This is a genomic window from Bradyrhizobium sp. USDA 4341 (assembly GCF_054063755.1).
The window spans coordinates 8,252,825-8,276,892 of the sequence record NZ_JBSSGO010000002.1 but is presented as its reverse complement, the minus strand read 5'-3'; the positions used below and the strand labels follow the sequence as shown (position 1 = coordinate 8,276,892).

Genomic DNA, 24,068 nt, shown 5'->3' with positions numbered 1-24,068 from the left:
CTGGGATATACGTGGCTTCAATGACTAGGCAGCCGGCCGCTATATTTCGACGTGAGAGGCGCCCGTCGCTCAGCCTAGCCTAGGCTACCAGCTAACGGACGCCCTGAACCGGCCGCCATTGCCTGAGTGCTCCCGGCGACAATCACCGTCTCGATTGGGGTGTTCGCCTTCTCGGCGGCAATGTAGGCCCGTCTTGCCGTTGTTCGCTCAAGATACGGGACCGCGTTGTCACAGATGCCCACGCCATAGTCGATCGCCCAGGTCAGGCACGTCGTGAGGAGTATGTCCGCTGTCGTGAACTGGTCACCCATGAGATAGGTCCGTCCATCGCGTAGCGCGACGTCGACATTTCGAAGTTGACCACGGAAATATTCACCGGCCTGGCGCACGACCTCCGGAGCATGACCGTAAATGTGCGCCAAACCTTTGACGGTGCCATGTCGGCGCATCACGTACAGACTGGTCGAATCAAGCTCGGTCACGATGAAGAAGCACCACTCCAGCCACTTCGCGTAGCCCATTGGATCCTGCGGCACGAGCAGGTTTTGGTCGGTACCATAGCGGCGCGCCAGGTACGCCACGATCGCGGCGCTTTCGCCGATCGTCAGATCGTTGTCCTGAAGCAGAGGAATCTTCTGCCGCGGACTTAAGGCCGTGAACTCGGCCGTCTTCGTTTCACCGGTTCGCGGTTGGATAGGACGCATCTCATATGCGAGTCCCAGTTCGTGCAGCGCCCAATGCGGACGGATCGTGCGGGACGTGCCAACGCCCCATAAGAGAATGTTCGGAGCCATGTCACCAGATCTCCGCGCTTGGCCGCAAATCAAGCTCGTGTGTCCAGCCATCACGGCTCTGCTGATGGGCGAACCAGTAGGACTCGGCTATCGAGGACGTCCGGGTCAAGCTGTCAGGTTTGATCGTCTTGAGATCCACGCCCGAGGCTTTGAGGCGCTCGTGGATGGCCGTGCTATCGACGCCGGCGTCAATGATCAGGTGGACAACGTGAACGCCTTTAGGACCCAATTCGCGAGCCATCGCCTGTGCCACGGCCCGAAGCCCGAACTTGGCCGCAGAGAACGCCGCAAAGCCTTTGCCGCCGCGCAAACTGGCGGTCGCACCCGTGAACAGTATTGTTCCTCGCCCACGTGGGACCATATATCCGGCCGCTTCCCGGCCGACCAGGAATCCCGCGTAGCAGGCGAGCTCCCAGGCCCTGGTGAAAAGCTTCTCGGTCGTTTCAAGAAGCGGCTTGTTCACGTTCGACCCGGCGTTGAAGAGGCATACCTCGATCGGTCCGACCTCTTTTTCGACCTTCGCAAACAGTTGCTGAACCTCCTCTTCCTTCCGCGCGTCGACCGAGAACGCATGGAATTCATAGCCAGCTTTCTTCAGCTCTTCGCCGAGTTGATCTGACTTCGCGGCATCGCGCCTGGCCACGCAGACGGCGAAGCCGCCCAACGCGAAGCGTTTTGCCACCGCCGCCCCAATCGCGTCGCCGGCTCCAACCAGCAATGCAACCTTTTTTGCATCAGGCATGTTCGTGCTCCTTCGCGATGGCCACGCGTATGGCCTTTTCGGTGATCATTCGTTCGATCTCGGCCTCGGAATATCCGAGCTCCCCGAGGACTTCCCGGCTGTGCTCGCCAATTCGCGGCGCCGGTCCTTTGATCGTGGACGGGTTCACGGCGAACTGGGCCGCGGGCTTTGGCTGCCGCACGCGTCCGACGCCAGGCTGATCGAATTCGGTGATGATGCCTCTGGCGACTACTTGTTCGTTTTTGATGATCTCCGACCGCCGCAGGATCGGCGCGCACGGCACGTCAGCCGCATCAAGCAGTTCGAGCCACTCCGCTGTGGTGTATTGGCCGATGTATTCCTGCATCTTGTTGATACGCGCGGTTGCATTCAGGGAGCGTGCGGTCGGTGTCGCAAAGCGTTCGTCCTTGGCGAGTTCCGGATCGCCCGACGCCTTGCAGAAGCCTTGCCATTCCGAGTCCGAAATCGTGCCGCACGTGAGGTAGCCATCGAGCGTCTTGAAGACCAGGTCCGGCCGATCATTCGCATCGAGGAACTTTTCTTCTTTGCCGACGACGGTGTATTGCATCATCCCTTCTGGCCAGAGGTACGAAAGCATGACATCCAGCATCGCGACGTGGATGTGGTCGCCGCTCCCAGATTTTTCACGGGCGTAAAGGGCAGCGGCCACCGCTTGCGCGGTCATCACCGCTGTCGTTTTGTCGCAAACAATCGTGCGGATCATCTGCGGGCGATTTGTCACCGGCTGCGACTGGATGTCTGCGAAGCCGGAGAGTCCCTGGACGATGGGATCGTAAACACGCTTCTTGACGTATGGGCCATGGTCTCCCACCCCGCTGATCGAAACGTAGATCAACCGAGGATGGCGCTTCCTGAGCTCGTCCGCGCCGAGACCGAGCCGCTCCATCGTTCCGGGACGGAAATTCTGCACCAGGACATCTGCTCGAGCGACGAGGCGCGCCAGGATATCCCGGCCTGCGCCGGATTTGACGTCGACCGAGAGCGAGCGCTTACCCCGGTTCGAAGAAATGAACAGTGCAGAGAATTCCCCCGCCTTGTCGATGGTCGCGCGGCTCCGACGCGTGATGTCACCGGCGATCGGTTCGATCTTCAGCACATCGGCCCCCTGATCCGCGAGAAACATCGTGGCGAATGGTCCGGATACGACCCCGGTCAGGTCCAGTACGCGAACACCGTCTAGTGGTCCCGGCATTGCATTCTCCTCTCTTGCTCTCGAACGTGTGTAACTGCCTCGAATTGTCAGACACTCAGGTAGGTGCGGCGCATCGCTTCGTCAGAATCCAGCTCCGACATCGTTCCAGTGAATTGAACGCAACCCTGACTCAGAACGTAGACCCTGTGAGCGAGCCTTGCCGCGAGTTGATAGTTCTGCTCCACCAGCAGAATTGGCGTTCCGTCCGCCTTTATCCGTTCAAGGATGTCCGCCAGATGGTCGACGATCACCGGGGCCAGGCCTTCGCTCGGCTCATCCAGGATGAGAAGATCGGGACCGGACAGGAGCGCCCGCCCGATTGCGAGCATCTGTTGCTCTCCGCCGGAAAGCCGCCCGCCCAGGCTGCGGCGGCGCTCGGCAAGCCGTGGGAAGAGGCCATAGACATATTCCGGAGTCCTTCTCGACGGACGACCTCCCGACGCCGACATCGCGATACCGAGGTGCTCTTCCACGGTGACGGACGGAAAGATGCCGCGGTCTTCGGGAACATAGGCGATGCCGGCCCGCGCGATTCGATAAGTCGGTAGTCCTTCGATACGGCGCCCGCCGAAGACGACCTTACCCCTCCGCGGCGGCACCAAGCCGACGACGGCCTTCAGGGTTGTGCTCTTCCCTGCCCCGTTGCGGCCCAAGAGCGCGACACACTCAGACGCGCCTACGGCAAGCGACACGCCCTGAATCACATGACTGTCGCCGTAGTAGGCGTGCAGATCTTCAATTTCCAGCATGGCGATGCCCCAGGTAGGCTTCCATCACTGTTGGATCATCCTGGATTTCACGGCGCGTCCCCGTGGCCAGCACCTTGCCGTAACTCAGAACGGTAATGAGGTCGCAGGTTGCGAACACGACATCCATGTCGTGCTCGACGAGGAGGATGGTGAGATCTTTAGGAAGTCCGTTAATGAGGTCGATGAGACGCGAACGCTCTTGGGGCGACGTTCCCGCGGCAGGCTCGTCCATGAGAAGGATTCTTGGCTCGGAACAGAGTGCCAGCGCGACTTCAAGCTGCCGTTTCTGACCGTAGGAAAGATGCTTGACGGGAACATCGAGGATATCCGCCAGATGCATGCGCTCCGCGGCATGATGCGCCTTCTCGATCACGTCGGCGAACACTCGTTTGGAGCGCCAGAACACACGCCGGCACGGATGAAAGGCCTGGCAGGCAACCCTGAGGTTCTCCATGACCGTGAGATCCTCCAGCAGCATGTTTCGCTGAAACGATCGCGCAATCCCGGATTGGGTTACTTTCTCCGGACGACCGGCAACGGTTTGTCCGTCAACCAGCACATTTCCGCTGGTTGGAGTCAGCCAACCGGTAACCAGATTGAGGAACGTCGTCTTACCCGCGCCGTTTGGGCCGATCACGGCGCGACGTTGGCCTGGCGGCACCGTCAGATTGAGGTTCGAGATAACCTCGAGCCCTCCAAACGCCTTGTGCAGGTTTCTGGCCTCGAGCGCGCTCATGATTTGCTCCACAACGTCGCCTTGAGCGCTTCAACTAGGCCGTTGCGAAAGAACGCGACCACCAACATGAAGAAGATGCCAAAAAACATCATGTATTCGGTGGTAACGATGCTCAGGCCTTGCTTCGCCAGGACGAAGACGGCCGCGCCGACAAGTGGACCAGCCACTGTTGTCGCGCCGCCGATGATGACCATTAGGACACCCTCGCCGCTCAGCTGCCAGCTCATGGAGTCAGGGTTGATGAAGTAGGTGTATTGCGTCTGAAGGACCCCGGCGATGGCGCAGGTGACGGCCGCAATCACGAACGCGCCGACTTTATAGCGGTTCACCGCGTAACCCATGGCCGCCGCGCGTCGCTCGCTTTCGCGGATTGCGGCCAGGACGCTGCCGAAGGGCGAACTCACGATCCGCCGCATTGCGGCCACGGCGAGAATGGCAACAATCAGGACGTAGTAGTAGAAGACGACCGGGTTATCGCCGTTCAGACCAACGAAAGTGAGATCGGGTCGCGGTATGCCCGACATGCCATCCGAACCATTCGTCAACCGGAGCTTGATCGCGGCACCGAAGAACATTTGCGAAAACGCGAGCGTAATGAGCAGGAATTCGACACCGCGGGTACGCGTGCAAACCGCGCCAATTCCGGCCGCCAATATTGCGACGAGAACGAGCGTGGCAGGCACTGACAGCCACAGCGGCAGGCCCAGCACCGTAGACCCGATTCCGATCCCGTAACCGCCAAGTCCCAGGAACATTCCCTGTCCGAGGGAGACGAGCCCGGTGCTACCGAGGAGCAGGTTTATTCCCGACGCAAAAATCCCCGCGATCATTATTTCGATCGCGAGCGTCGTGGCGTAAGAGGCCGACAGCCAGGGAAGCGCCAACGCTCCCAGCATGGCGGCCGCCGCCAGGACCGGTGTGGTCCGCCGGACCTGCGTTGCGAGAGTGATGGCCTCACGCGTCGGCGGCGGCGTTCTCGCGATTGTGGCCTCGTCGCTCATGCCACGCGCTCCACGTTGCGGAACAGGCCTTGCGGTCGCACGATCATGACGCCGATCAGAAGAGCATAGATTGCGAACATCTCGACTTCAGGCAGATAGGCCTGGGACATCGCATTTGTCATTCCGACGATCAGCGACGCATAGAATGACCCCCGGAGGTTGCCCAGGCCGCCTACCACCACGACGACGAACGTCTCGACGACGATCGTGATGCCCATTTGCGAGTAAACGCTCGTGAGCGGAGCTGCGATAATGCCGGCAAGCCCGGCCAGTGCTGCTCCAAGCCCGAAGACGATCGCGAACAGAGCGTTGATGTTCACGCCGAGCGCCGTCACCATCGCCCGATTGTCCACCCCTGCCCTAAGCGTTGCGCCAAGCAGCGTCCGATCAAACACAAAGGTCAACCCGGCGGCGACGGCGAGGCCGACGCCGATGATAAACAGCCGGTATACCGGATAGGATATGCCGAGCAGGTCGAGGTGGCCCGACAGCGCCATCGGCGTGGGTATCGACAGGAACGCGGATCCGAACAACCATTCGACGGCCCCGGCCGTCGCAAACAGCAGGCCGAATGTCAGCAGCGCCAGATCAAGATGGGTGGATCGACCGCGTTCGGCCAGTGGCTGCAGCAGCATCGACTGGAGGACGATCCCCAATAGCAGCGGCAACAGGGGCCCGACCAGCAATGCGAGCCAGAACGAACCTGTGGAGTTCCCGACCACGACCCCGCAGTAGGCCCCCAGCGTGAAGAAGGCCCCGTGCGCGAGATTCAGAATGTTCATCAGGCCGAATATCAGGGTGAGGCCCGCGGCAAGGAGGTATACCAGCATGCTGAGCTGGAGACCATTCAGCACCTGTGTGAGGAAAACCTGCATCGGACCGTGCTCTCGCTGAATTCGGGTCAGAACGACTTGGTGCAACCCGGCAAATCTTCGGCGCCGGCAAACTCGTCCACATAGGTCGGGAGGAGATTGCCGGCCGGATCCTTCTTGATCTTCACGACGTAAACCTTTTCGAGCAACGCGCTGTTGGTCGCATTGAACTTGAGCTTTCCGCGCGGCGAGTCGAAGACAAGGCCTCGCATCGTGGCAATGAACTGCGACTTGTCCGCCGGCATCTTGCCGCCCAACTTTTCCAGCGTGAGCATGATCGCCCTTCCGTTGTCGTAGCCGAGTTCGGCGTTGACTTCGGGGTCCTGCTTGAACATCTCGCGGTATTTGGCGACGAACCTCTCGTTCGCCTCGGTCTTGGCAGTAGGCAGGTAGGTCGTGATGAATTCCGGTCCGACAATGAGGTCGCCGAGGGCCGCCGAGTTGAGCTGGTCGTAGATCCAGTGGTCGCCCACCAGCGGTAGCTTCTCGCGAAGGCCAAAGTCAGCATGCTGCTTCACCAGCTGGACGGCTTCGGCACCGGCGTAGAACGAATAGATGATTTGCGCCCCGGAATTGCTGGCCTGGGTTAGCGCGGCACCCCAATCCTTGGTTTTCTGGAATGGCGTCCAGATTTCCCGAACGACCTTGCCGCCGCCTTCCTCGAACCCGCGTTTGAATGCATCGAGGAAGGAATGTCCCGCGGAGTAATCGGGACCCATGATAACGGCTGTACGGATGCCGTGGCTTGCCCAGTATTTGCCCGAGTTATACTGAAACCCGTTTGCGCTGAACGAGGTGCGTGCAACATAAGGACTGCAGAATTTGGCTGTGATTTCGTCGGCAAAGGCGTTCACGAGGACAAGTGGCTCGCTCGCCTTGTCGGCCAGACCCGAAACGGCGATACCGACGCTCGAGCTGATCACCCCTGCGACCAGATCGACCTTTTCAAGCTGAACAAGCCGATTGAACTGCTGAACGCCGACGTTCGGCGTCAACTCATCGTCGGCACGGACGACCTCGATACGACGGCCCGCGATGCTGTTTCTGTATTCGGCGAGAGCAACCTGGAAGCCTCGATCGATTCCTTCGCTCGGGACCGCGTAGACCCCCTTGTAGGGAAGCATGAGGCCGATCTTCAGGGGCGGCAGATCTTCGGCGAACGCCGACTGCGCCGTAGCGCCCATGGCAAATAGGATTGCAGCCGAAAACGCGCCCGTACACCTCATCCGAGTCCTCCATGTTCATGGCCCGGCAGCACCCGTCTTCCGCGGATGAGCCACCGTGGCTGATGTCTAGAGGGACGCGTCGTGGAATACTTCCGTCGAAGCGCCGACATTTGCCAAAAAGCGCCGTGAATCGACCTGGGGCACCTTTACGACAACCGGCTGCGACGAAATGCCGATGGAGTCATGCCGGTCGCGCGCCGGAACGTGGTGGAGAAATGCTGTGAATGGCTGAAGCCGGATGCACTCGCGATATCCGTAAGACCCTTGTCTGAGCCGATCAGGCGGCGCTTGGCATCCTCTATGCGCAGGTCCAGCAGATGGCGATGCGGGGTCGTCCCCGTACTCACCTGGAAGGCTCGGAGAAAGTGACGTTTGCTGAGCCCGGCAACACTGCACAAATCCTCGAGCGAAATCGGCTCCGCCAGGCGCGCCTCGATGTACTCCTCGAGGCGCCGTAACACCCGCGCACTCAAACCGCCGCGCGAAACCAGTTTCTCTGGGTCAGAGACCTGAGTGGCCCGCGCCAAATGGGCAAGAGCCTGCGTTCCCCACCCCTCGGCAAAAAGACCAAAGACGTTATCCGGCGCCAGAGCCTCCCGGCAAAGCTCGGCCAGGCCTCTGGTCAACTGTGCATGTCCAAAGCCCACAAGCGGACGATCGATATTGGCCTTCAGTCGCGCCTGCACAAAACCCGGATCGAGAAATACGACAACGTAGTCGAGGGAAGGCCCAACCTGCCATTCACCCTGAATCTCCATGCCTGCTGGAAAGAGCGCAAGGCTGACATTTCCATTGAACTGATGGGCGGCACTGCACCCGTCGATCACGCCCCGTAGATTCTCCGCGCCCTGCCGAAACCAGAAGAGCGTCACCTCGGGCTGCCGGAAATGCCACTCCATCTTGGGGCGGCAGATGCGGCGCAAGACCTCGATCCGCATCGTATCGGTGTTGGTAATCCTCGACGAAACGAGATCGCCACCCACCGTCCGGACGAACGAATTGGACGCATGAAGCCCGGTCATGGCTTCCTCCTCTGGGCAGATTTTTTTCGGACAGTTTTCTTGGTTCCTAATTAGAATGCACAAACACCATCTAAAAATCCAGCGATTTATGGAAGAATGAACCTCCGTTCACCGATTTCGGTGCATTCGGTCGAACTGACCAGCCTCTTGCCAGAAGTGCCCATTCGGGCCGGGCGGCTTGTCGAAAAATTCTAACCTTCACAAGGTGATACCTCAATCTTAAGAGCGTGCTAGTCTAGGATTTGCTCCGTCAACGGTTTGCTCGGCGCCGGTGGGGCCTCAGCACATCGCGCATGGCGTGGCTCTTGGCGGGGAAAGCCCGTGCCGGGTGTTGTTTCACCGTTAGTTCCTATTTAGAATGATCTAGACCAGTTCCGAGCGGTCAGTGGCGAGGTGGAGCCGGGAATGAAATGGGATGAATTAGAGGAAGAGCCGTGCTCGGTGGCCCGTACGATCAGCGTGATCGGCGACCGCTGGACGCTCCTGATCTTGCGCGAGTGCTTTCTGCGCACGCGGCGCTTCGAAGCCTTTCAATCGGCGCTTGGCATCACACGTCATCTGCTCGCGGAACGGCTGAAGAAGCTCGTCAGAACGGGCATCCTGCGCCGCGTTCCCTACCAGGAATCGCCGAAGCGGCATGAATACATCCTGACCCAGAAGGGGCTTGATCTCTACCCGATCATGATGGCGATCGTGCATTGGGGCGACACCCACATGGTCGACGAACGCGGACGCCCGCTGCTGCATGAGCATCGCAAATGCGGCAAGGTGTTCAATCCGGTGATGGTCTGTTCCGAATGCGGCGAACCGCTGACGGCGAAGGAAGTAACGGCGCTTCCCGGACCCGGCGCGCGTCGGTCTGCGGCCAAGCGCACAATGGAACGAAACGCCAAGGCAGCTTCGCGCGCTGGCGCAGCCTGAGCTCGCGGCAGTGAATGAGGAATTCGGCGCAGGATCCGGGCTGATGCCGTTTACGGCAGCATTCTATCGTTGAATTAGGTGGAGTGCAGACTGGCCGCAAATGTTGGCTCGGCGCGGCAGTGCAAGTCAGTACCGGCGTCCGTTTCAGGAGTTAGGAAGGGGCAGAACCGAATTCAAGCGACTGATCGTGTTTGAGCACCAGGATCAGCAACGCCGCCAGTAGCGGCAGGACGGCGAGGAACAGCAATCCTGCGACCGCGCTTCCCGTCGAGTCCTTGATCCAGCCGATCACGTAGGGCCCGCCGAACCCGGCGAGGCTTCCGATCGCGTTGATTAGCGCGAGCCCTCCCGCAGCCGCCGGACCTGTCAGCAGCGCCGCAGGCAGCGTCCAGAACAGCCCGAATGCCGCAAAGCCTGCCATGGAGGCAACGATGGAGGGCGATCATGGTGAGCGTCAGATTGCCGCCATAGGCCGATGCCGCAAGCGCTGCGGCCGACACCAGCAGGGCCAGTACGATGTGGCGGACGCGTTCATGCTTACGGTCAGAACGGGCGCCCCACAGGACCATCGCCAGCGCGCCGAATGCAAAGGGTAGGGCACTCGCAAATCCGGTTTGCAGGTTCGACAGGCCAAAACCCCTGACGATCTGCGGCAGCCAGAACTGCACGCCATAAAGACCGGCCAGCAAGCCGAAATAGACGAGCCCCAGCCCGATGACCTTCGGTGACCTCAGCGCCTCGCTCAGTGACAGCTTGTGCGCAGCTTCGACCGACGCGCGCTCGCTCGCAAGCTTCGATTCGAGCCAAGCCTTCTGCTGCGGCGTCAGCCATTTGGCATCGGACGGGCGGTCTCGAAGATAGGCCAGCGCGGCCACGCCCAGGATGACCGTTGGAACACCTTCGGCGATGAAGAGCCACTGCCATCCCTTGAGGCCCAGAACGTTGTGGAGTTCGAGCAGCGCGCCACAAAGCGGTCCGCCAAGCACCGCCGAAAGCGGCGCACCGAGGATGAAAGCCGACATCACGCGCGCTCGATACTGGGCCGGAAACCAATAAGTGAGATACAGGATGATTCCCGGAAAAAACCCCGCTTCGGCAAGACCCAGCAGAAAGCGGACCGCGTAGAAGCTGGCCGGTCCGGTGACGAAGGCCATGCAGGCTGAAATGACGCCCCACAGGATCATGATGCGGGCGATCCAGCGGCGGGCGCCGAAGCGATGCAACGCGAGATTGCTCGGGATTTCCAGAATACAATAGCCGATAAAGAAAATTCCCGCGCCCCAGGCATAGACCAGCGGCGAAAAGCCGAGATCGGCGTTCATGGTCAGTGCCGCGAAGCTGACATTGACTCGATCAAGCACGCAGAAGAAATAGGCCACGACCAGAAATGGAATCAGCCGATACCAAACCGTCGAGATGGTCGAATATTCGACGTCGTGCGCCTCGGATGGCAGGCGCGCAAAGGCGCTCATTGCCTCGCTCATGATAACCCCCTATTGATTTTTTGATCTAACGGCGGCGGCGGGAGCCTATGCCGGCTCCGTAGCAACTCCTGTCAGTCGCGGAAATTCTGGCCCGTGGCGTCAAGCTGCCTAACCAGCGCAACGTAGGTGTCCTCGCCAAAGCCGCTTGCCTTGTCGAAACCCTTGGCGACCGCGGCCTGAGATTGTTGGACGGTCCGCGTCAATACCGCCTCATCCAGCGAACGCAGCTCCCGCCCCATCTTCATGGTGTTGACCTGAACCTCGCAGGCTCGTTGCAACTGATACATCCGGAAGAAAGCGGCGGCGGCGGTCTGGCCGCAGGCGAGAAGCCCATGATGGCGAAGGATCATGTAATTCCTCTCCCCGAGCGACTTCACCAACCGCTCGCGCTCGCCGAGATCAATCGAGATACCCTCGAAATCATGATAAGCAACCATGCCATGGAGTTGTGCGCCGTAGAAATTATCCGGCGACAGACCATGCTCGGAACAGGCGACGGTGACGCCCTCCGTCGTATGGGTATGCACGATGTAGTGCGCGTCGTCGCGCGCCATGTGGATCGCCGAGTGGATGGTGAAGCCGGGTGCATTGACCCGTGCAGCGCTGCCGTCGACGACACACCCGTCGACGTCGATCTTGACCAGGTTGGAGGCCGTGATCTCGTTGTACATCAGGCCAAACTGATTAATCAGGAAATGGCGATCCGGCCCCGGCACGCGCGCCGTGATGTGGTTGTAGATCAGCTCGGTCCAGCCAAACATATGGCAGATGCGATAGAAGGCTGCGAGGTTCTCGCGCGCTTCACGTTCCTCCGGCGCGATATCGTGCGGGGCCTGCGGCATTGCATGCTTGTTCATCTCTGTGCTCCGTTCAGGTGACGCCGATCAGTCGAGGAAGTCCGGCTGCTCTTTCAGAATGCGGGCGTAGAGCGATTGGAACGCAAACCAGCCGCTGAACGACGTACCGACGATGTTGCGGGCCTGTTCGGCCGATTTCTGCGCTATCATCTTAAGGGGCTCGCCATTTCGCGCGGCGGCGGCCTCGGCCAGGAGCTGCACCTGGCAGGAGCGCTCCATGGTGATGAACCACCATGCCGCCTCGTCCACTGTCGCTCCGACCGTGAGGAGGCCGTGGTTTTGCAGGATCGCCGCCTTGCAGGACCCGAGCGCCTCCGCGATGCGCTGTCCTTCGTCCACTTCAAGTGCGACGCCACCGTAGTCATCATAAAGCGCATGGTCGTTGTAGAACGCGCAGACGTCCTGCGAGATCGGCTCGAGCTTTCGTCCGAGCGCCGCGAAGGCGCGTCCATAGGTCGAGTGGGCATGTGCCGCACCGACGGAGTCCGGCCTCGCGGCATGGATTCTCGAGTGGATCGCAAAAGCCGCAGCATTGATGGCACGGCCGCCCTCCACGACCTTGCCGATATGATCGACCCTCACCAGATCGGATACCCTGATCAGGCTGAAATGCAGGCCGAACGGATTGACCCAGAACGTATCGGTGAACTCCGGATCGCGCGCCGTAATGTGCCCGACCACGCCCTCGTCGAAGCCAAATTTCGAGAACAGGCGGAACGCCGCGGCGAGCCGCTGTTTCCGATGCACGCGCTCTTCCTTGACGTTGGCGAAGACCGGAGGCTGCGGCAAGCCCGTATACATCCGCTTCGCTTCTGCAGTCAGGGTCTCGACGTTCTGGACGACGTTCATCGATGGCTCCTCGGTTGTGGCGTGACAGCGGCTGGCCCGACCAGCCGCTGAATATGCTGTGGTTACGGCAATGGTGCGGAAAATGATTTGCCGGTGCGAAGACCGTGCACGGCATGGCTCTGCGACAGGCCCGTCAAATCCTCCCGACGCCGACTTTTTGCTGCTGGCAGATCGCCGCGTTGCTTGTATCGATCGTTAGTGCCAGCATGGTGAGCCGCCCTCGGCACCGCAAATGAATTCCCTTGCGACCATATGAGCCCGATTCACATGCAGCGTTCCAGATCTTCCCTCCCCCCACTTGCCACGCTTCGCGCCTTCGAAGCTGCAGTGAGGCTTGGCAGCTTCAAAGCGGCCGCTGAGGATCTGAGGCTGTCGCAATCAGCGATCAGCCATCAGGTTCATTCGCTCGAAACACATTTCCGCAGAAAGCTTTTCGTGCGCGTCGGTAACAAGCTGGCCTTGACCAAGCAGGGCGAATCTTACGGCGTGTCAATCCTGAAAGCGTTCGCCGAGATGAGCCGGGCCGGCGAGAGCCTGATGGGACCGACTAGCGGCCAGATCGTGCGGGTAAGCGCTTCGCCGAGCTTTGCTGCCTTCGCCGCGCTTCCTCATATCGAAAGACTGAAGGCGATTAATACATCTCTTGAAGTGCGGATCGAGGCGCGCAACACCAGTGTCGATTTCGATACCGAAAGTATCGACGCTGCAATTCAAGTGGGAGTTCCGGCCGAAGGCGGCCTGAACGCGCATCGCATCTTCCGCTCTAGACTAGCTCCGCTGGCGCGCCAGGACCTTTGCGCGAGATACGCGCCCATCCGAACGGAGCGCGACGTCGCGAAGCTCCCGCTGATCGAGCTCAACAATATCCCGGGTCTTTGGGAGCACTGGTTCGCGCAGGCCGACCCAGCGATCAAACTGCCCGATCTGCAGCTGTCGAGCGACAGTCTGCTGGCGGCACTGCAAATGGCTGAGGCTGGGGTCGGCGCCGTCCTCGGTCCATTGCCGTTGGTGGCACCGCTGGTATCGTCGAACCGACTAACCGTGTTGCTGCCGCCTCGTATACTTCCGGAAGCGCCCGATTTTCATCTCGTCTACCGGAAGGAAGACGCGAGCACGTCGCGTATCAGATCGATCCGGCGGTGGCTCAAGGAAATTGTCGCGGCACTGGAGGATCAAGCAGCCGCATGCAAGGTCTGACACGAACTCGCGTTGCATTAGTACGACTAGCTCGGTCGGGACTGCGCGGGCCGCCCGTTTGGCACATTTCGGATCGATCGCCATGCACTCAACTGTCTTTGTCAGCAGCGCGGCGTCCGCACAATGGCAGATGCGCGTGGACAAGAGGGCTGCCATCGCCGTAACTCCGTACCTCAATTGCAGTTTTTCTTCTCAATCGCGGTGCCGATTATGCGGTCAGCGACTAAAACTTAGGTCGGAATTCAAATTGCTTTTTGAATTAGGCGCGCCGTCAATACGCCCGCACTTCAAGCAGAAGGTGGCGACACCATTTTGCCTTTCTAGGTGTGCGCGGCAGCACATCGCCTCAATCGATATAGCGTGCGAGGCGGGGCGCTGGCGACGCGAACCCGCGGGCGCCGAGACCGGTTAAAGAGCCCCCGCGGAAGAGGCCGTACGACGCCGGCATACCCATGTCGGCGCGACCCGGGACCGCGTGCTCCGGGCGAGGCCTTCCTTGGTTTCTTGCGCGAAGGATCGTCACCCGATGGGCCGAGACCGGCTTCCGGCGTAGGGATTGTAGGGGGACCCAGGGACGTACTTTGCCGTCGCTGCAACGCCCGTGAGCACCATTCGATCTCAACTTATCAGGCACGGATTTGACTGCGAGCCTTCAGACGCGTAGTGCGGCTCAAGGACGCCTTCAATTGACCCCCCATATTGCTTGCCCCAACTCCGAAGCGAAAGCAGCACAGGCCCGAGACTCTGACCGAAGGGAGAGATTTCGTATTCCACCTTTGGAGGAATCTGCGGATAGGCATGGCGCAGGATCACGCCGTCGGCCTCTAGTTCGCGCAGCTGACGGGTCAGGATCCTCTGCGTGGCGTTAGGGATAGCTCGGGACAGTTCCATGAACCGCTTCTTGCCAGCGAAGAGATGAAACAGGATCAGCGGCTTCCACAATCCGCCGATGACGGACAAAGTCACTCCGACCGCACATCCGCTTTTCGCGTCAAACCTTTTAGGACGCATGAACGCCTCCATTACTGATCGCTTCTTCCAGACTTATGCGTTCTGGTGAGACGACGGCATGCCTCTGCGTTGGTGGAGGAGCAAGAAGCTCCATCGCGCCGAAATCTCAGCTTCTCCGCGCCTTTGGCCTCTTTGGATGCGGCCACCATTGCCGTCGAACGGCTGTTTAGGTTCATCCATTCTTATCACATGACGCTGATAATACAATAGAATCATGCGATCTGCGGCAACTACGCTGGCGATAGCGCGGGGCTTGAGCAAATAATAGGTTGGTCCGCGCCGGAAGGGCTCGTGTCCTGGTGTTGCAGGAAGCCATTCGAAAGAGCATGAAGCCGATACTCTTGCGGGCGGCCGGGATCTCGGCAGAGAGCAGCCCATAGCAGACCGAGCACACGAACAAGCCTCGGCACAGCCAGGCAACTCGGTGCGCTCGAAGACTGCGTGATCAGGTCGAACTGCTGTATCGGCCGCCGCCCGGCTTCACGTCCTGGAATCCGGCGAGACATCCATAAATGATAGTACCCGCTTTAAATGTGCCTTCTTGCGGTAATGACGGCGCCGCCCTAGGTCGTTGCACAGCGAAACGCCAATCTAGGACGCGACGATGTTCAAAGCACTGCTGGCACAAAAGACAGGTGAGAAGATCTCGGCCAACGTGGTCGAAATGGATGAGCAACAGCTCATGCCTGGCGACGTTTCCGTCGCGGTGGATTATTCAACCGTGAACTACAAGGACGCCTTGGCGATTAGCGGGCGCGCCGAAATCATTCGTCAGTTTCCCTTGATCCCAGGTATCGATTTCGCCGGCACGGTCGAGGCATCCTCCCATGCAGGCATCGCGGTGGGAGATCGCGTGGTCGCCAACAGCTGGGGATTGAGTCAGACCCACCATGGTGGTTACGCTCAGAAAGCGCGAGTGAGCGGCGATTGGCTCGTGAAAATCCCGGCGCCGCTTTCGACCAAGGACGCCATGGCAATCGGCACGGCGGGCTACACGGCAATGCTGAGCGTCCTCGCCCTCGAACATGGCGGCCTCACACCGCAGCGTGGCGACGTCTTGGTCACCGGCGCCAATGGCGGCGTCGGTTCGATCGCGATCGCGATCCTTTCCAATCTAGGTTATCGCGTCGTTGCGTCGACGGGACGTCCTGATGAAGCCGACTATTTGCGGAGCCTCGGAGCCGCCGAGGTCATCGATCGCCGAACCCTTTCGGAGCCGGGAGCTCCGATCGCGCGCGAACGTTGGGCCGGCGCCGTCGACTCCGTCGGCAGCCGTACGTTGGTAAACGTGCTATCGCAGATGCAATATCGCGGGGTGGTGACGGCCTGCGGCATGGCTCAGGGCGTCGATCTACCCGGAACGGTTCTACCGTTCATCCTGCGCAACGTCACCCTTGCCGGCATCGACTCGGTCAATGCCCCACGCCAGGCTCGAACCGAGGCGTGGTCGCGTCTGGCTCGCGATCTCAACCTGAACAAGCTCGCCCGAACGGTGCGGGTGGTCGGGCTCGCGGAGGTTCCCGATGTAGTAGGCCAATTGTTCGCAGGAAAGGTGCAGGGCCGAACGGTCGTCGACGTGAATGCGTAACTATATTCTGTTCGACGGCCCGCTATCTGGGATCATCCGTCTTGAGATCGCCTGACAACAGCCATCGGGACATTTCCGTTGGCAGGCGACAAAGTTCACATCTTCACCACACACCAATACCACGCCGCTCGCGATCGCCGTAGCGATGCGTTATGACCCCGGTGGACGCTCGACTGTTTTCGAGGGATCACACTTACGTCGTCAAGCGCGGGCGGTTGGTCGCTTCGATACCTCACTGAACCATCGCGCAAGATGTGGTGAATCAGCGGGAATTGGCGTTCCGGTATTCTTGCCCAGGACAAGAGCGCACTGGGCCGTGATGTCGGCAATCGTGTATCGATCTCCTGCGATAAAGGGCCGCTCGGCCAATTCGCCGTCGAGCCAGTGCATCCGGTCTTGTGCGCGCATGTGCCCGCGGCGCGCAACGTCCGCCATCTGCGTGAGGCGCTCTTTATAGAACGCCGAGGAATGCACGAAGTGATCCATTATCGGGATCAACAGTTCCAACTCCATTCGCCGATTCCACATCTCGACCAGAGCCCGCTCGACCGGGGTTGTCCCGAACAGCGGCGGCTCCGGGTGAAGCTCTTCGACATACCGGCAGATCGCCACAGACTCGGCGAGTTGCGTTCCATCGTCGAGCTCAAGGAGCGGCATCGTTCCCATGGGATTTTTAGCCAGATAATCTGGATCCTTGTTCTCGCCCTTCAGCATGTCCACCTCGACGGTCGGCAGCTTTACCCCCTTCTCGGCCAAGAAAATCCGTACACGCCTCGTGCTGGTGCCGGTCTTTAGGTCGTAGAGTTTCATTTTTCTTCCTCCGAACGTGAATGGTTGAGAAATCGTGCCGGTCCGCTGCCCGCGGCGCGAAACCCCGCGAGCGGGAACGGTTCAAATTTCCTGCAAAGTCACGGGCTCGGACATGACCAGATATTCCGGCGGCGCACCCGCTATGTGCTCGAGAAGATTCCAAGAGATCTGACGGCTTCGAACCGCTTTTGCGCGGATAGCCGTTTGAGCGACCGCAGATCGTGCAAACAGCGCACCGACCGACGGGAAGCGCCGTCTGAATCCTAGACTTGCCGCGGGACCTGATCAGATCGACAGCGCGCATCTCAGGTCTCGGCAGTCGCAGGTTCTGCGAACCGCTTTCGAAGTTCGGCCTTCATCACCTTGCCTGTCCCGGTCTTGGGAAGCTCCGGCACGAAAATGATGCGATCGGGCAGCCACCATTTTGAAACTCGCTCGCTCAAGAACGCCATGAGGTGTTTCGTGTCGATATCGGCATTGTCTGCGCGCACGACGAGCAACACCGGACGCTCGCCCCAGCGCTCATGAGGTACGGCAATCACCGCCGCCTCTTTCACGCCCGGACATGAGCCCGCGGCGTTCTCAACCTCGATCGAGGAGATCCATTCGCCGCCCGACTTCACGAGATCTTTTTCGCGATCGACAATCTTGAGGTAGCCGTCGGCATCAATCGAGGCGATATCGCCCGTGTCGAGCCATCCATCGGCATCCACGGCGCCCTTGCCTTCTTGTTTAAAATAGCCCGAAATGATGTAGGGACCGCGGACTTGAAGGGCGCCAACATGCTCTTCGCCCCACGGGCAATGAGAGTGATCCTTGTTGCTGATCCGCATTTGGACGCCGAAAAGCCCGTGTCCCTGTTTGAGCTTCTTCTGCATGGGAGTTGAAGCAAAACGCGGAAGCACCGCGGCGGACGTGGCGCAAGGACCGGTTTCGGTCATCCCCCAAATGTGACCGACCTCGACACCGTGGTCTTCCTCAAGGGCCTGCACCAAAGCCGACGAGGGAGCCGAGCCAGCAACCATGATCCGCTTCAGGGTCGGAACGGCCTGCTTGGCAGATGCGAGATGCCTTACCAGATCGTTCCAGATTGTGGGGACGCCATTTGCGAAGGTGACGCGATGTAAGTTGATGGTCTCTGCCAAGGAAACGGCGTCCAAGCGCAGGCCTGGCAGAACAAGACCCGCTCCCGCCATCGCGGCGGCGAACGGCAACCCCCATGACGCGTGCACATGATAGATCGGCACGATCGCACAGGCGATTGAGGTGGGCCTGAGGTCGAACACATCGGACGTTCGCGCCGTCATCGCGTGCAGCATCATCGCTCGATGATTGGTCAGCACGCCCTTCGGATTACCGGTCGTTCCCGAGGTGTAGCAGAGAGAGGCTGCCGTACGCTCGTCAAAGGCGGCATAGACCGTGGGATCTTCGTGACCGGAATCGATAAATGGCTCGTAGGCAACGACGCCATCGGGAAGATCGGATCGAAGTTCGTCTGGCGTGCACATCGCGATGTTGAACCGAAGCGCATGTTGCCCTGCAATGATACGGGAGAGCGGCTCATATTCGAGGTCGTAGAACAGCCCAACATCTTCGGCGTGTTTAGCAATATAGACGACTTGTTCGGGGAAAAGCCGCGGGTTGATGGGATGACAGACCGCTCCGATGGCGGTGATGGCGAAGTACGCCTCGAGATGGCGATGGTTATTCCAGGCAAGGGTCGCCACACGATCGCCGCGCTCGACGCCGGCAGCCAACAACGCGCTCGCAAGTCGCCGCACGCGGCGTTCCAGTCCGGCCCAGTTGCTATGAAAGAACGATCCGTCGCGGCGCCGCGAAATCACCGGCGCGTCGGCGTGATAAATCGAGGCGTGGATGAGGGCATCCGAAACAAGGAGCGGCCGCTCCTGGATCAGCCCCATCAAGGGAGCATTTTCGACAATTCCATACATGGCTAACCGCGATCTCCTGGGGAACGGAACGCCGCTCGATGAGCGAACTCGGCTTTTGCGAGCGACCCAAACGTCTACGCGTCGGTGGGGACAAAGCCCGAGCCCGTCATGCTTCCTCCCGTGAATAGTTCGGCTGCGGGGAGCGCATACTAGGTGGTCAGCACCTAGTGCCAAACGTCGTTTTACCCACGTTTTGGGACATCGCATGCCCTGGCAAAGCGGTGATCGATCGTCGATCCTTACAGCCGCACAACGTCCCTTCCCTGCCCCTGAGGCAGCTGGCAGGCGGGTTGGAGCCGGATCCCACACCCCCGAAAACGTCTCGCGGCGCTCAAACGCACCGGCGTCGTGTTCGTCGATGGCGAGCCGACCGGCGCGCGCGTCCGAGCCAAGCCGGACACGGCACCGCAGTTGTCACCAACTCCCGAGCATGCGCCGCTTAAAAGCTACCGTCGCGGCTTTCCAAGCTCCAAAACGCTCCGACCAGGCCAACCCTTTCGAATATCTCGATTGCCTCGCCTACCGACCACTTGCGCCAGTTTCGATCGCAATGATGGGCATACCATTCCCTCCCAAGATCCTGAACCTGGGTGATCGGGACCGCGGATCCGACCGGAATTCCATGTCGTTCGCTCCACAGCTGTACGTCGGACTCGTGCCGGAAAGGCAGAACGGTGGCGCAGAAATGGTGAACGTTGTCCCATGCCGCTCGTGGAGGCAGGGCAAAATGCACCCAGAGATCTTTCTCCTGGACTTCGCCCTTTACGATGTGGATATCGATATCTTCCATCTCGCCGCCAAGTCTGGCGTGGATCACCGCGTCCCCGCCGACCAAGGTGGCAATTCCGCAACCACACCAGATACAGGGAGCCCACCAACCCCGATCGCCTTTCTGGACCCATGTCGCCGTCGGGGAGAAGGAGAACGGGTGGATCACCCAGGGCTCGCAAACATGCGGGTGCAATACGACGCCGTGGCATTCGGCCAGCCGCGACAGGGCCTTTTCGATTTCCTCGACTGGCTTTGCCAGGGCGGCCGAGACCTCATGTCGGCTGGGGGCTCGGCCTGTTTGGCGCAGTCGGTCGATGAAAGCATGATGGACTTCCGCATCCAAGGACGCAGTGTGCATCGGACAGTCTCCTAAGTCTTGAATTTCCAAAACCGCCCCCGTCAATTCTCCGCGTCGCCCGGCGCCGCTCACTCGTCTGCGGCGATTTATGTCCTCGAGTGGGTGGCTGTTCGCAGCCCAGCCGAACGGCGACATCGCGCGGCTACCCCTGCGACCTGCCCGGCCTCTTCGAGCGACCGCTTCAGCTGGGCCCTGTTATCGTCTCAACCTGGCCTACCCCGCATCAGCCGAAAGTCCCGGCATAGGAACCGCCGTCGAGTAGCAAGTTCTGGCCGGTGATATAGCCAGACGATGCCGCGCAAAGGAACGCGCAGGTCAATCCGAATTCCTCGGAGGATCCAAACCGACCTGCCGGAATTTGTTCAAGCATCACGCGCGTCGCGGCTTCAACATCGCCTCCGTATTGGCGGGCTAGGTAATTTTGGGCGGCCGGAAGACGGTCGGTCGCATGAGGGCCAGGCAGTAGACTATTGATCGTCACATTATGACGGACGACTTGCCGCGCGAGACCCGCGACGAACCCGGTAAGCCCGGTGCGGGCGCCATTCGACAGCCCCAAGAAAGGGATCGGCGCCTTGACCGCGCTTGACGTGATATTGACGATGCGCCCGAAGTTCCGCTCGATCATCCCGTCGATGACGCGGCGTATCAGCTCGATCGGGGCCAGCATGTTGGCGTTCAACCCGGCGATCCAATCCTCGCGCGACCAATCTCGGAAGTCGCCCGGCGGCGGGCCGCCTGCATTGGTCACGAGAATGTCGACTGCCGGGAGGTTCGCCAGGACGGCATCCTGTCCCTCGGGAGAAGTGATATCGCAAGCAACCGTGTTCACCGGAATGCCAGCCGCCTGTTGGATCTCGGCCGCGGCGGCCTCGAGCGCCTTCTGGTTTCTCGCGTTAATTGTGACATTGACGCCTTCGAGCGCTAGCGCCATCGCACAGGCTTTGCCCAATCCCTTGCTCGCCGCACACACAAGAGCATGCCGACCCGATATCTTCAGGTTCATTTTGCGATAGCCTCCTTTGCGCGAAAACTCGTCTTCTTGTGGTCCGGATTTATTGAAGACGGTCGCGACCCTAACCGTTGCGGTTAGCCATGGAACTGCCACCTCACACGCATCATGGTGCCGAGGACCTCACATTACGTCATGCCCAAGAACAAGCGGTTCCAAGTCGGGCTGATCAGGATTTCGTTGACGCAAACATGAGGCGGCATGTTCGCCACGAACGCTATCGTTCTTCCGATATCCTCCGGCCGCAACATCTTAGCCGTGACTTCCTCACTCGGGGGAACGGGCCGCTTCTTCATGATGGGCGTCGCGACCTCGGCTGGACAAAGGCAGCATGCGCGAAGGCCATTTTGGCATTCGTCCATGTTGAAGGAGTGCGTGAGCGCAAGAACTGCGTGTTTAGTCGCGTTGTAGGCAGGCCCGGTCGCTTTTGAGACGATGCGGCCGGCCCATGAGGCTACATTGATGATGCAGCCGTCCTTCTGCGCGCGCATGACAGGGAGGACAGCATGCATGCAGTACAAAAGCCCATTCAGATTGACGTCGACGATCTCGTCCCATCCTTGCAGTTCCATATCCTCCCAGCTGCGTTTGGGGACGTTCAAGCCGGCGCTGTTAACGAGAAGATCGATTCGTCCATACTTTGCGAGAATAGCGTTCGTGACAGTGGCGATCTCGTCGGCATTGGTCACATCGAGCGGAAACACATCAATCGTCCCCCCGCTCGCGCGAATCTTCTCTGCGGTGTTGGCCAAAGCGTCCAGACGCCGGCCCGAGATGACCACTGTCCATCCATCAGCAGCCAGGCTGTCGGCTCCGGCTTGGCCGATTCCGCTGGCACCTCCTGTCACCCATGCAATTCGCTTCGTTCCGCCACTCATGCTTTCCGCATCCTTTGACTAACACCTAGAAGGTCAAATCGCCCGCGCTCTTCCGGCGGGAGAGATTTTCAGAACAGACGAACGCGGGACGCATCTAAATTTGGCTGAACGAACCTGAAATCGAAATCTCGATGGTCAATGCCGGCGAAGCCGGATCTATATTGCCGCGGCACCACGAAGGGATGGATCGAGCCTGCCGCTCAGGCGGCTTTCGATCTCTGCAGAGAAACGCGTGAGGACATCCCGGGGAGAATGGTATAGCTGGATATTTTCAATCAATCCCGCAGGGTTGCGCGTCAAGATCGTGGCACCTCGAACATCGAGCCCGAAGACTCTTCCTTCCCATTCGAGATAAGTCTTGCCTTGATCGACGGTCTCGTTCGTAAACGTGATCGTCTCGTACATCTCGCTCGCCACACCAAAGAAGGCGCCGATTGCCTGAGCTCCAACACAAGGATGGCGCAAAACCGATGCCTTGAGCACCGGCCGCTCCACAAAGGCGGCAGCGAATTCGGGCGATGCGTGCTTGCGAACGATCGCAATCCAATCCGCACCCGGCAAACGGTGGAGCGTCTTCAATCCGTCCGCCATGCGGTTCTCCAAAAGCAACGGCGCAATCACAGGAACTTCGTCGGCACGATCAATTTAACTTCGCCGCCTTGCGGATCCAACGTCACAATTGCAACCATTTCGGCCATGAGGCCAGCCCAGTACCGTCAACCTCGAGACCCAGAAAGATGGCTTCCCCGGGGCAATGATGAAACCCCCATCTCTGCAAGCCTTGGCGCTTCGACAATGGCATACGCCTCCGCGGTCTCGATCGAATGCTTGATCTGCGGCGAGAGAGGGGCGCGCCAGGCACAAATCCAATCCAGCCACGCTACGCCGATAAACTCCGGCCTATCGGCCTTCGAACTTAAAGCGTGGGCGCGGCCGACCTGCCTTGAATGCCTCTACCGCGGCTGGCAGCGCCAACCTCACATCTTCGGTCTCGAACAGTGGCAAAGCGAGGTCCAGCATCGCCGCATCAGCCGCTGCCAGGCCTCCCGCGGTCCATATGCGCAGAAGAGCCTTGTGAGCAAGATGAGCCCGCGTCGGGCCGTCCGCCAGGTTGCGCGCAAAGGCGCCCGCTTCTTCGAGCAAGGATTCGTCCGGAACGACTCGATTCACGACGCCGCGTTCGAGCATCGTTTTCGCTGGCACTTGCTCCGAGGTGAGCGCCCACTCTAGGGCGAACGCTCTGCCGACGCGCGCGGCAACGCGCTGTATGCCACCGAGCATCGTCACAATTCCGAGTGATTGCTCGGGATGTCCGAAGCGGGCGCTCGTGCCAGCGAAGATGATGTCCGATCTGACCGCCAGCTCGAAACCACCCCCGAAGCAAAGACCCCGCACTGCCGCGACTGTCGGAACTGGAAGCTGCTCCCACTGATTCACTGTAGCGAGACGCCTTTCGAACGCTGCGCGCAGTTGCTTCGCGGTCAAGGTGGGCCAAGGAACGATATCTCCTCCATAGCTGAAGTCCGGTCCTTCCGCTGACAGAAGCGCGGCCCGCGCTCCGCTACCGGCGATCTGAGATATGGCATCGCTCAGTTCATCGAAAAACTCCTGCGTCAGCCGGTTTTGCGGAGGATTGCTCAGCACGAGCCTTGCCAAGCTATTCTCTATGGTGACGTTGATGTGCGACATCTACCCTCCTCGGCCGGAACAGCGCTCAAATGTCTTGAGGCGACTGCTCACTTGGCAACCATCTGGGACTCGCAAGAGCGGTTCGGCCAAAGCTCCGTCTGCCGCACGCCTTCGCGATCAAGCCCATCGACGGCCCTCTCGTGCCGAGCCGACAGTCGCAAAAGTAACGCGGCTCCGCCAAACTAAAAAGGTCGTAGATCGCACCCTTTGAGACTCGCCGGCGTGCGGCCGACCATAACTTACAAGCCCATCGGGGCGATGGCGGGAGAGAGACGCCCCGGTCGAAAGCGCCTGGAACGGAGCTTGAACAGCTAGCGACCGCCGAGCACGCAGGTC

The 24,068-nt window shown here is 60.1% G+C and carries 22 protein-coding genes and 1 pseudogene; 3 read left to right on the top strand and 20 right to left on the bottom strand.

Annotated features, from left to right (window positions below):
* Positions 1–74: 74 nt before the first annotated feature.
* The 9 genes from ACVIGB_RS44790 to ACVIGB_RS44750 form a co-directional block, all read right to left on the bottom strand.
* A complete protein-coding gene (locus tag ACVIGB_RS44790; protein ID WP_456724480.1) occupies positions 75–794 on the bottom strand; it encodes a glutathione S-transferase family protein in 720 nt (239 codons plus the stop codon).
* A 1-nt stretch (position 795) separates the two neighbouring features.
* Positions 796–1,536 carry an SDR family NAD(P)-dependent oxidoreductase gene (locus ACVIGB_RS44785; RefSeq protein WP_456724481.1) on the bottom strand — a complete coding sequence of 247 codons (741 nt, stop codon included), beginning with the start codon at positions 1,534–1,536 and terminating at the stop codon, positions 796–798.
* Positions 1,529–2,749 carry a CaiB/BaiF CoA transferase family protein gene (locus ACVIGB_RS44780; protein ID WP_456724482.1) on the bottom strand — a complete coding sequence of 407 codons (1,221 nt, stop codon included), beginning with the start codon at positions 2,747–2,749 and terminating at the stop codon, positions 1,529–1,531. The genes ACVIGB_RS44785 and ACVIGB_RS44780 overlap by 8 nt, the downstream gene beginning before the upstream one ends.
* A 47-nt stretch (positions 2,750–2,796) precedes the next feature.
* Entirely contained in the window at positions 2,797–3,498 is a 702-nt protein-coding gene (locus ACVIGB_RS44775) for an ABC transporter ATP-binding protein (RefSeq protein ID WP_456724483.1), read from the bottom strand.
* Positions 3,485–4,234: an ABC transporter ATP-binding protein gene (locus ACVIGB_RS44770; protein ID WP_456724484.1), complete on the bottom strand. Its 750-nt coding sequence runs from the start codon at positions 4,232–4,234 to the stop codon at positions 3,485–3,487. Before ACVIGB_RS44770 ends, ACVIGB_RS44775 begins: the two co-directional genes overlap by 14 nt.
* Positions 4,231–5,235: a branched-chain amino acid ABC transporter permease gene (locus tag ACVIGB_RS44765; RefSeq protein ID WP_456724485.1), complete on the bottom strand. Its 1,005-nt coding sequence runs from the start codon at positions 5,233–5,235 to the stop codon at positions 4,231–4,233. The genes ACVIGB_RS44770 and ACVIGB_RS44765 overlap by 4 nt, the downstream gene beginning before the upstream one ends.
* Positions 5,232–6,110, bottom strand: a complete 879-nt coding sequence (locus ACVIGB_RS44760) for a branched-chain amino acid ABC transporter permease (RefSeq protein ID WP_456724486.1) — start codon at positions 6,108–6,110, stop codon at positions 5,232–5,234. The genes ACVIGB_RS44765 and ACVIGB_RS44760 overlap by 4 nt, the downstream gene beginning before the upstream one ends.
* 26 nt (positions 6,111–6,136) lie before the next feature.
* Positions 6,137–7,291: an ABC transporter substrate-binding protein gene (locus tag ACVIGB_RS44755; protein WP_456749410.1), complete on the bottom strand. Its 1,155-nt coding sequence runs from the start codon at positions 7,289–7,291 to the stop codon at positions 6,137–6,139.
* A 188-nt stretch (positions 7,292–7,479) separates the two neighbouring features.
* On the bottom strand, positions 7,480–8,355 hold the full coding sequence (locus ACVIGB_RS44750) for a helix-turn-helix domain-containing protein (RefSeq protein ID WP_456724488.1): 876 nt from the start codon (positions 8,353–8,355) through the stop codon (positions 7,480–7,482).
* Positions 8,356–8,760: 405 nt separating this feature from the next.
* Here ACVIGB_RS44750 and ACVIGB_RS44745 point away from each other — a divergent pair, with 405 nt between their 5' ends.
* Complete coding sequence (locus ACVIGB_RS44745) at positions 8,761–9,276, top strand: winged helix-turn-helix transcriptional regulator (protein ID WP_456724489.1); 516 nt, start codon at positions 8,761–8,763, stop codon at positions 9,274–9,276.
* A gap of 151 nt (positions 9,277–9,427) precedes the next feature.
* On the opposite strand, the pseudogene ACVIGB_RS44740 reads toward ACVIGB_RS44745, so the two are convergent.
* The 3 genes and pseudogenes from ACVIGB_RS44740 to ACVIGB_RS44730 form a co-directional block, all read right to left on the bottom strand.
* Positions 9,428–10,760, bottom strand: a pseudogene (locus ACVIGB_RS44740) (MFS transporter).
* 71 nt (positions 10,761–10,831) lie between these two features.
* Positions 10,832–11,617: a class II aldolase/adducin family protein gene (locus tag ACVIGB_RS44735; protein ID WP_456724491.1), complete on the bottom strand. Its 786-nt coding sequence runs from the start codon at positions 11,615–11,617 to the stop codon at positions 10,832–10,834.
* A 27-nt stretch (positions 11,618–11,644) separates the two neighbouring features.
* Entirely contained in the window at positions 11,645–12,466 is an 822-nt protein-coding gene (locus tag ACVIGB_RS44730; RefSeq protein ID WP_456724492.1) for a class II aldolase/adducin family protein, read from the bottom strand.
* Positions 12,467–12,733: 267 nt separating this feature from the next.
* On the opposite strand from ACVIGB_RS44730, the gene ACVIGB_RS44725 reads away from it, so the two are divergent.
* Positions 12,734–13,663: a LysR substrate-binding domain-containing protein gene (locus ACVIGB_RS44725; RefSeq protein WP_456724493.1), complete on the top strand. Its 930-nt coding sequence runs from the start codon at positions 12,734–12,736 to the stop codon at positions 13,661–13,663.
* Between the two features lie 618 nt (positions 13,664–14,281).
* Here the strand turns inward: ACVIGB_RS44725 and ACVIGB_RS44720 are convergent.
* Positions 14,282–14,686, bottom strand: a complete 405-nt coding sequence (locus ACVIGB_RS44720; protein WP_456724494.1) for a winged helix-turn-helix transcriptional regulator — start codon at positions 14,684–14,686, stop codon at positions 14,282–14,284.
* A gap of 592 nt (positions 14,687–15,278) precedes the next feature.
* Between ACVIGB_RS44720 and acuI the strand changes: the two genes are divergently transcribed.
* Positions 15,279–16,262, top strand: coding sequence for an acrylyl-CoA reductase (NADPH) (gene acuI / locus ACVIGB_RS44715; RefSeq protein ID WP_456724495.1), 984 nt, complete (start codon positions 15,279–15,281; stop codon positions 16,260–16,262).
* Between the two features lie 201 nt (positions 16,263–16,463).
* Here the strand turns inward: acuI and ACVIGB_RS44710 are convergent, their stop codons facing one another.
* From ACVIGB_RS44710 to ACVIGB_RS44680, 7 genes are all read right to left on the bottom strand, one after another.
* Entirely contained in the window at positions 16,464–17,072 is a 609-nt protein-coding gene (locus ACVIGB_RS44710) for a glutathione S-transferase family protein (protein WP_456724496.1), read from the bottom strand.
* Positions 17,073–17,377: 305 nt separating this feature from the next.
* The gene (locus ACVIGB_RS44705) at positions 17,378–19,024 is read right to left on the bottom strand and encodes a long-chain-fatty-acid--CoA ligase (protein WP_456724497.1); all 1,647 of its coding nucleotides are present in this window, start codon (positions 19,022–19,024) and stop codon (positions 17,378–17,380) included.
* Positions 19,025–19,463: 439 nt separating this feature from the next.
* Positions 19,464–20,153, bottom strand: coding sequence for an organomercurial lyase (merB, locus tag ACVIGB_RS44700; protein WP_456724498.1), 690 nt, complete (start codon positions 20,151–20,153; stop codon positions 19,464–19,466).
* 223 nt (positions 20,154–20,376) lie between these two features.
* Positions 20,377–21,159 carry an SDR family oxidoreductase gene (locus ACVIGB_RS44695; RefSeq protein ID WP_456724499.1) on the bottom strand — a complete coding sequence of 261 codons (783 nt, stop codon included), beginning with the start codon at positions 21,157–21,159 and terminating at the stop codon, positions 20,377–20,379.
* A 134-nt stretch (positions 21,160–21,293) separates the two neighbouring features.
* Positions 21,294–22,043: an SDR family oxidoreductase gene (locus tag ACVIGB_RS44690; RefSeq protein ID WP_456724500.1), complete on the bottom strand. Its 750-nt coding sequence runs from the start codon at positions 22,041–22,043 to the stop codon at positions 21,294–21,296.
* Between the two features lie 156 nt (positions 22,044–22,199).
* Positions 22,200–22,634: a hypothetical protein gene (locus ACVIGB_RS44685; RefSeq protein ID WP_456724501.1), complete on the bottom strand. Its 435-nt coding sequence runs from the start codon at positions 22,632–22,634 to the stop codon at positions 22,200–22,202.
* A gap of 309 nt (positions 22,635–22,943) precedes the next feature.
* Positions 22,944–23,732: an enoyl-CoA hydratase/isomerase family protein gene (locus tag ACVIGB_RS44680; RefSeq protein WP_456724502.1), complete on the bottom strand. Its 789-nt coding sequence runs from the start codon at positions 23,730–23,732 to the stop codon at positions 22,944–22,946.
* Positions 23,733–24,068: the final 336 nt, after the last annotated feature.

Coding starts and splice junctions, on each gene's coding strand:
- ACVIGB_RS44785 (WP_456724481.1), bottom strand. CDS start 1,536: ATGCCTGATGCAAAAAAGGTTGCATTGCTGGTTGGAGCCGGCGACGCG.
- acuI (WP_456724495.1), top strand. CDS start 15,279: ATGTTCAAAGCACTGCTGGCACAAAAGACAGGTGAGAAGATCTCGGCC.
- ACVIGB_RS44680 (WP_456724502.1), bottom strand. CDS start 23,732: ATGTCGCACATCAACGTCACCATAGAGAATAGCTTGGCAAGGCTCGTG.
- ACVIGB_RS44775 (WP_456724483.1), bottom strand. CDS start 3,498: ATGCTGGAAATTGAAGATCTGCACGCCTACTACGGCGACAGTCATGTG.
- ACVIGB_RS44760 (WP_456724486.1), bottom strand. CDS start 6,110: ATGCAGGTTTTCCTCACACAGGTGCTGAATGGTCTCCAGCTCAGCATG.
- ACVIGB_RS44770 (WP_456724484.1), bottom strand. CDS start 4,234: ATGAGCGCGCTCGAGGCCAGAAACCTGCACAAGGCGTTTGGAGGGCTC.
- ACVIGB_RS44745 (WP_456724489.1), top strand. CDS start 8,761: ATGAAATGGGATGAATTAGAGGAAGAGCCGTGCTCGGTGGCCCGTACG.
- ACVIGB_RS44755 (WP_456749410.1), bottom strand. CDS start 7,291: ATGGGCGCTACGGCGCAGTCGGCGTTCGCCGAAGATCTGCCGCCCCTG.
- ACVIGB_RS44705 (WP_456724497.1), bottom strand. CDS start 19,024: ATGTATGGAATTGTCGAAAATGCTCCCTTGATGGGGCTGATCCAGGAG.
- ACVIGB_RS44730 (WP_456724492.1), bottom strand. CDS start 12,466: ATGAACGTCGTCCAGAACGTCGAGACCCTGACTGCAGAAGCGAAGCGG.
- ACVIGB_RS44685 (WP_456724501.1), bottom strand. CDS start 22,634: ATGGCGGACGGATTGAAGACGCTCCACCGTTTGCCGGGTGCGGATTGG.
- ACVIGB_RS44720 (WP_456724494.1), bottom strand. CDS start 14,686: ATGGAGGCGTTCATGCGTCCTAAAAGGTTTGACGCGAAAAGCGGATGT.
- ACVIGB_RS44690 (WP_456724500.1), bottom strand. CDS start 22,043: ATGAGTGGCGGAACGAAGCGAATTGCATGGGTGACAGGAGGTGCCAGC.
- ACVIGB_RS44790 (WP_456724480.1), bottom strand. CDS start 794: ATGGCTCCGAACATTCTCTTATGGGGCGTTGGCACGTCCCGCACGATC.
- ACVIGB_RS44735 (WP_456724491.1), bottom strand. CDS start 11,617: ATGAACAAGCATGCAATGCCGCAGGCCCCGCACGATATCGCGCCGGAG.
- merB (WP_456724498.1), bottom strand. CDS start 20,153: ATGCACACTGCGTCCTTGGATGCGGAAGTCCATCATGCTTTCATCGAC.
- ACVIGB_RS44725 (WP_456724493.1), top strand. CDS start 12,734: ATGCAGCGTTCCAGATCTTCCCTCCCCCCACTTGCCACGCTTCGCGCC.
- ACVIGB_RS44750 (WP_456724488.1), bottom strand. CDS start 8,355: ATGACCGGGCTTCATGCGTCCAATTCGTTCGTCCGGACGGTGGGTGGC.
- ACVIGB_RS44695 (WP_456724499.1), bottom strand. CDS start 21,159: ATGAACCTGAAGATATCGGGTCGGCATGCTCTTGTGTGTGCGGCGAGC.
- ACVIGB_RS44780 (WP_456724482.1), bottom strand. CDS start 2,749: ATGCCGGGACCACTAGACGGTGTTCGCGTACTGGACCTGACCGGGGTC.
- ACVIGB_RS44710 (WP_456724496.1), bottom strand. CDS start 17,072: ATGAAACTCTACGACCTAAAGACCGGCACCAGCACGAGGCGTGTACGG.
- ACVIGB_RS44765 (WP_456724485.1), bottom strand. CDS start 5,235: ATGAGCGACGAGGCCACAATCGCGAGAACGCCGCCGCCGACGCGTGAG.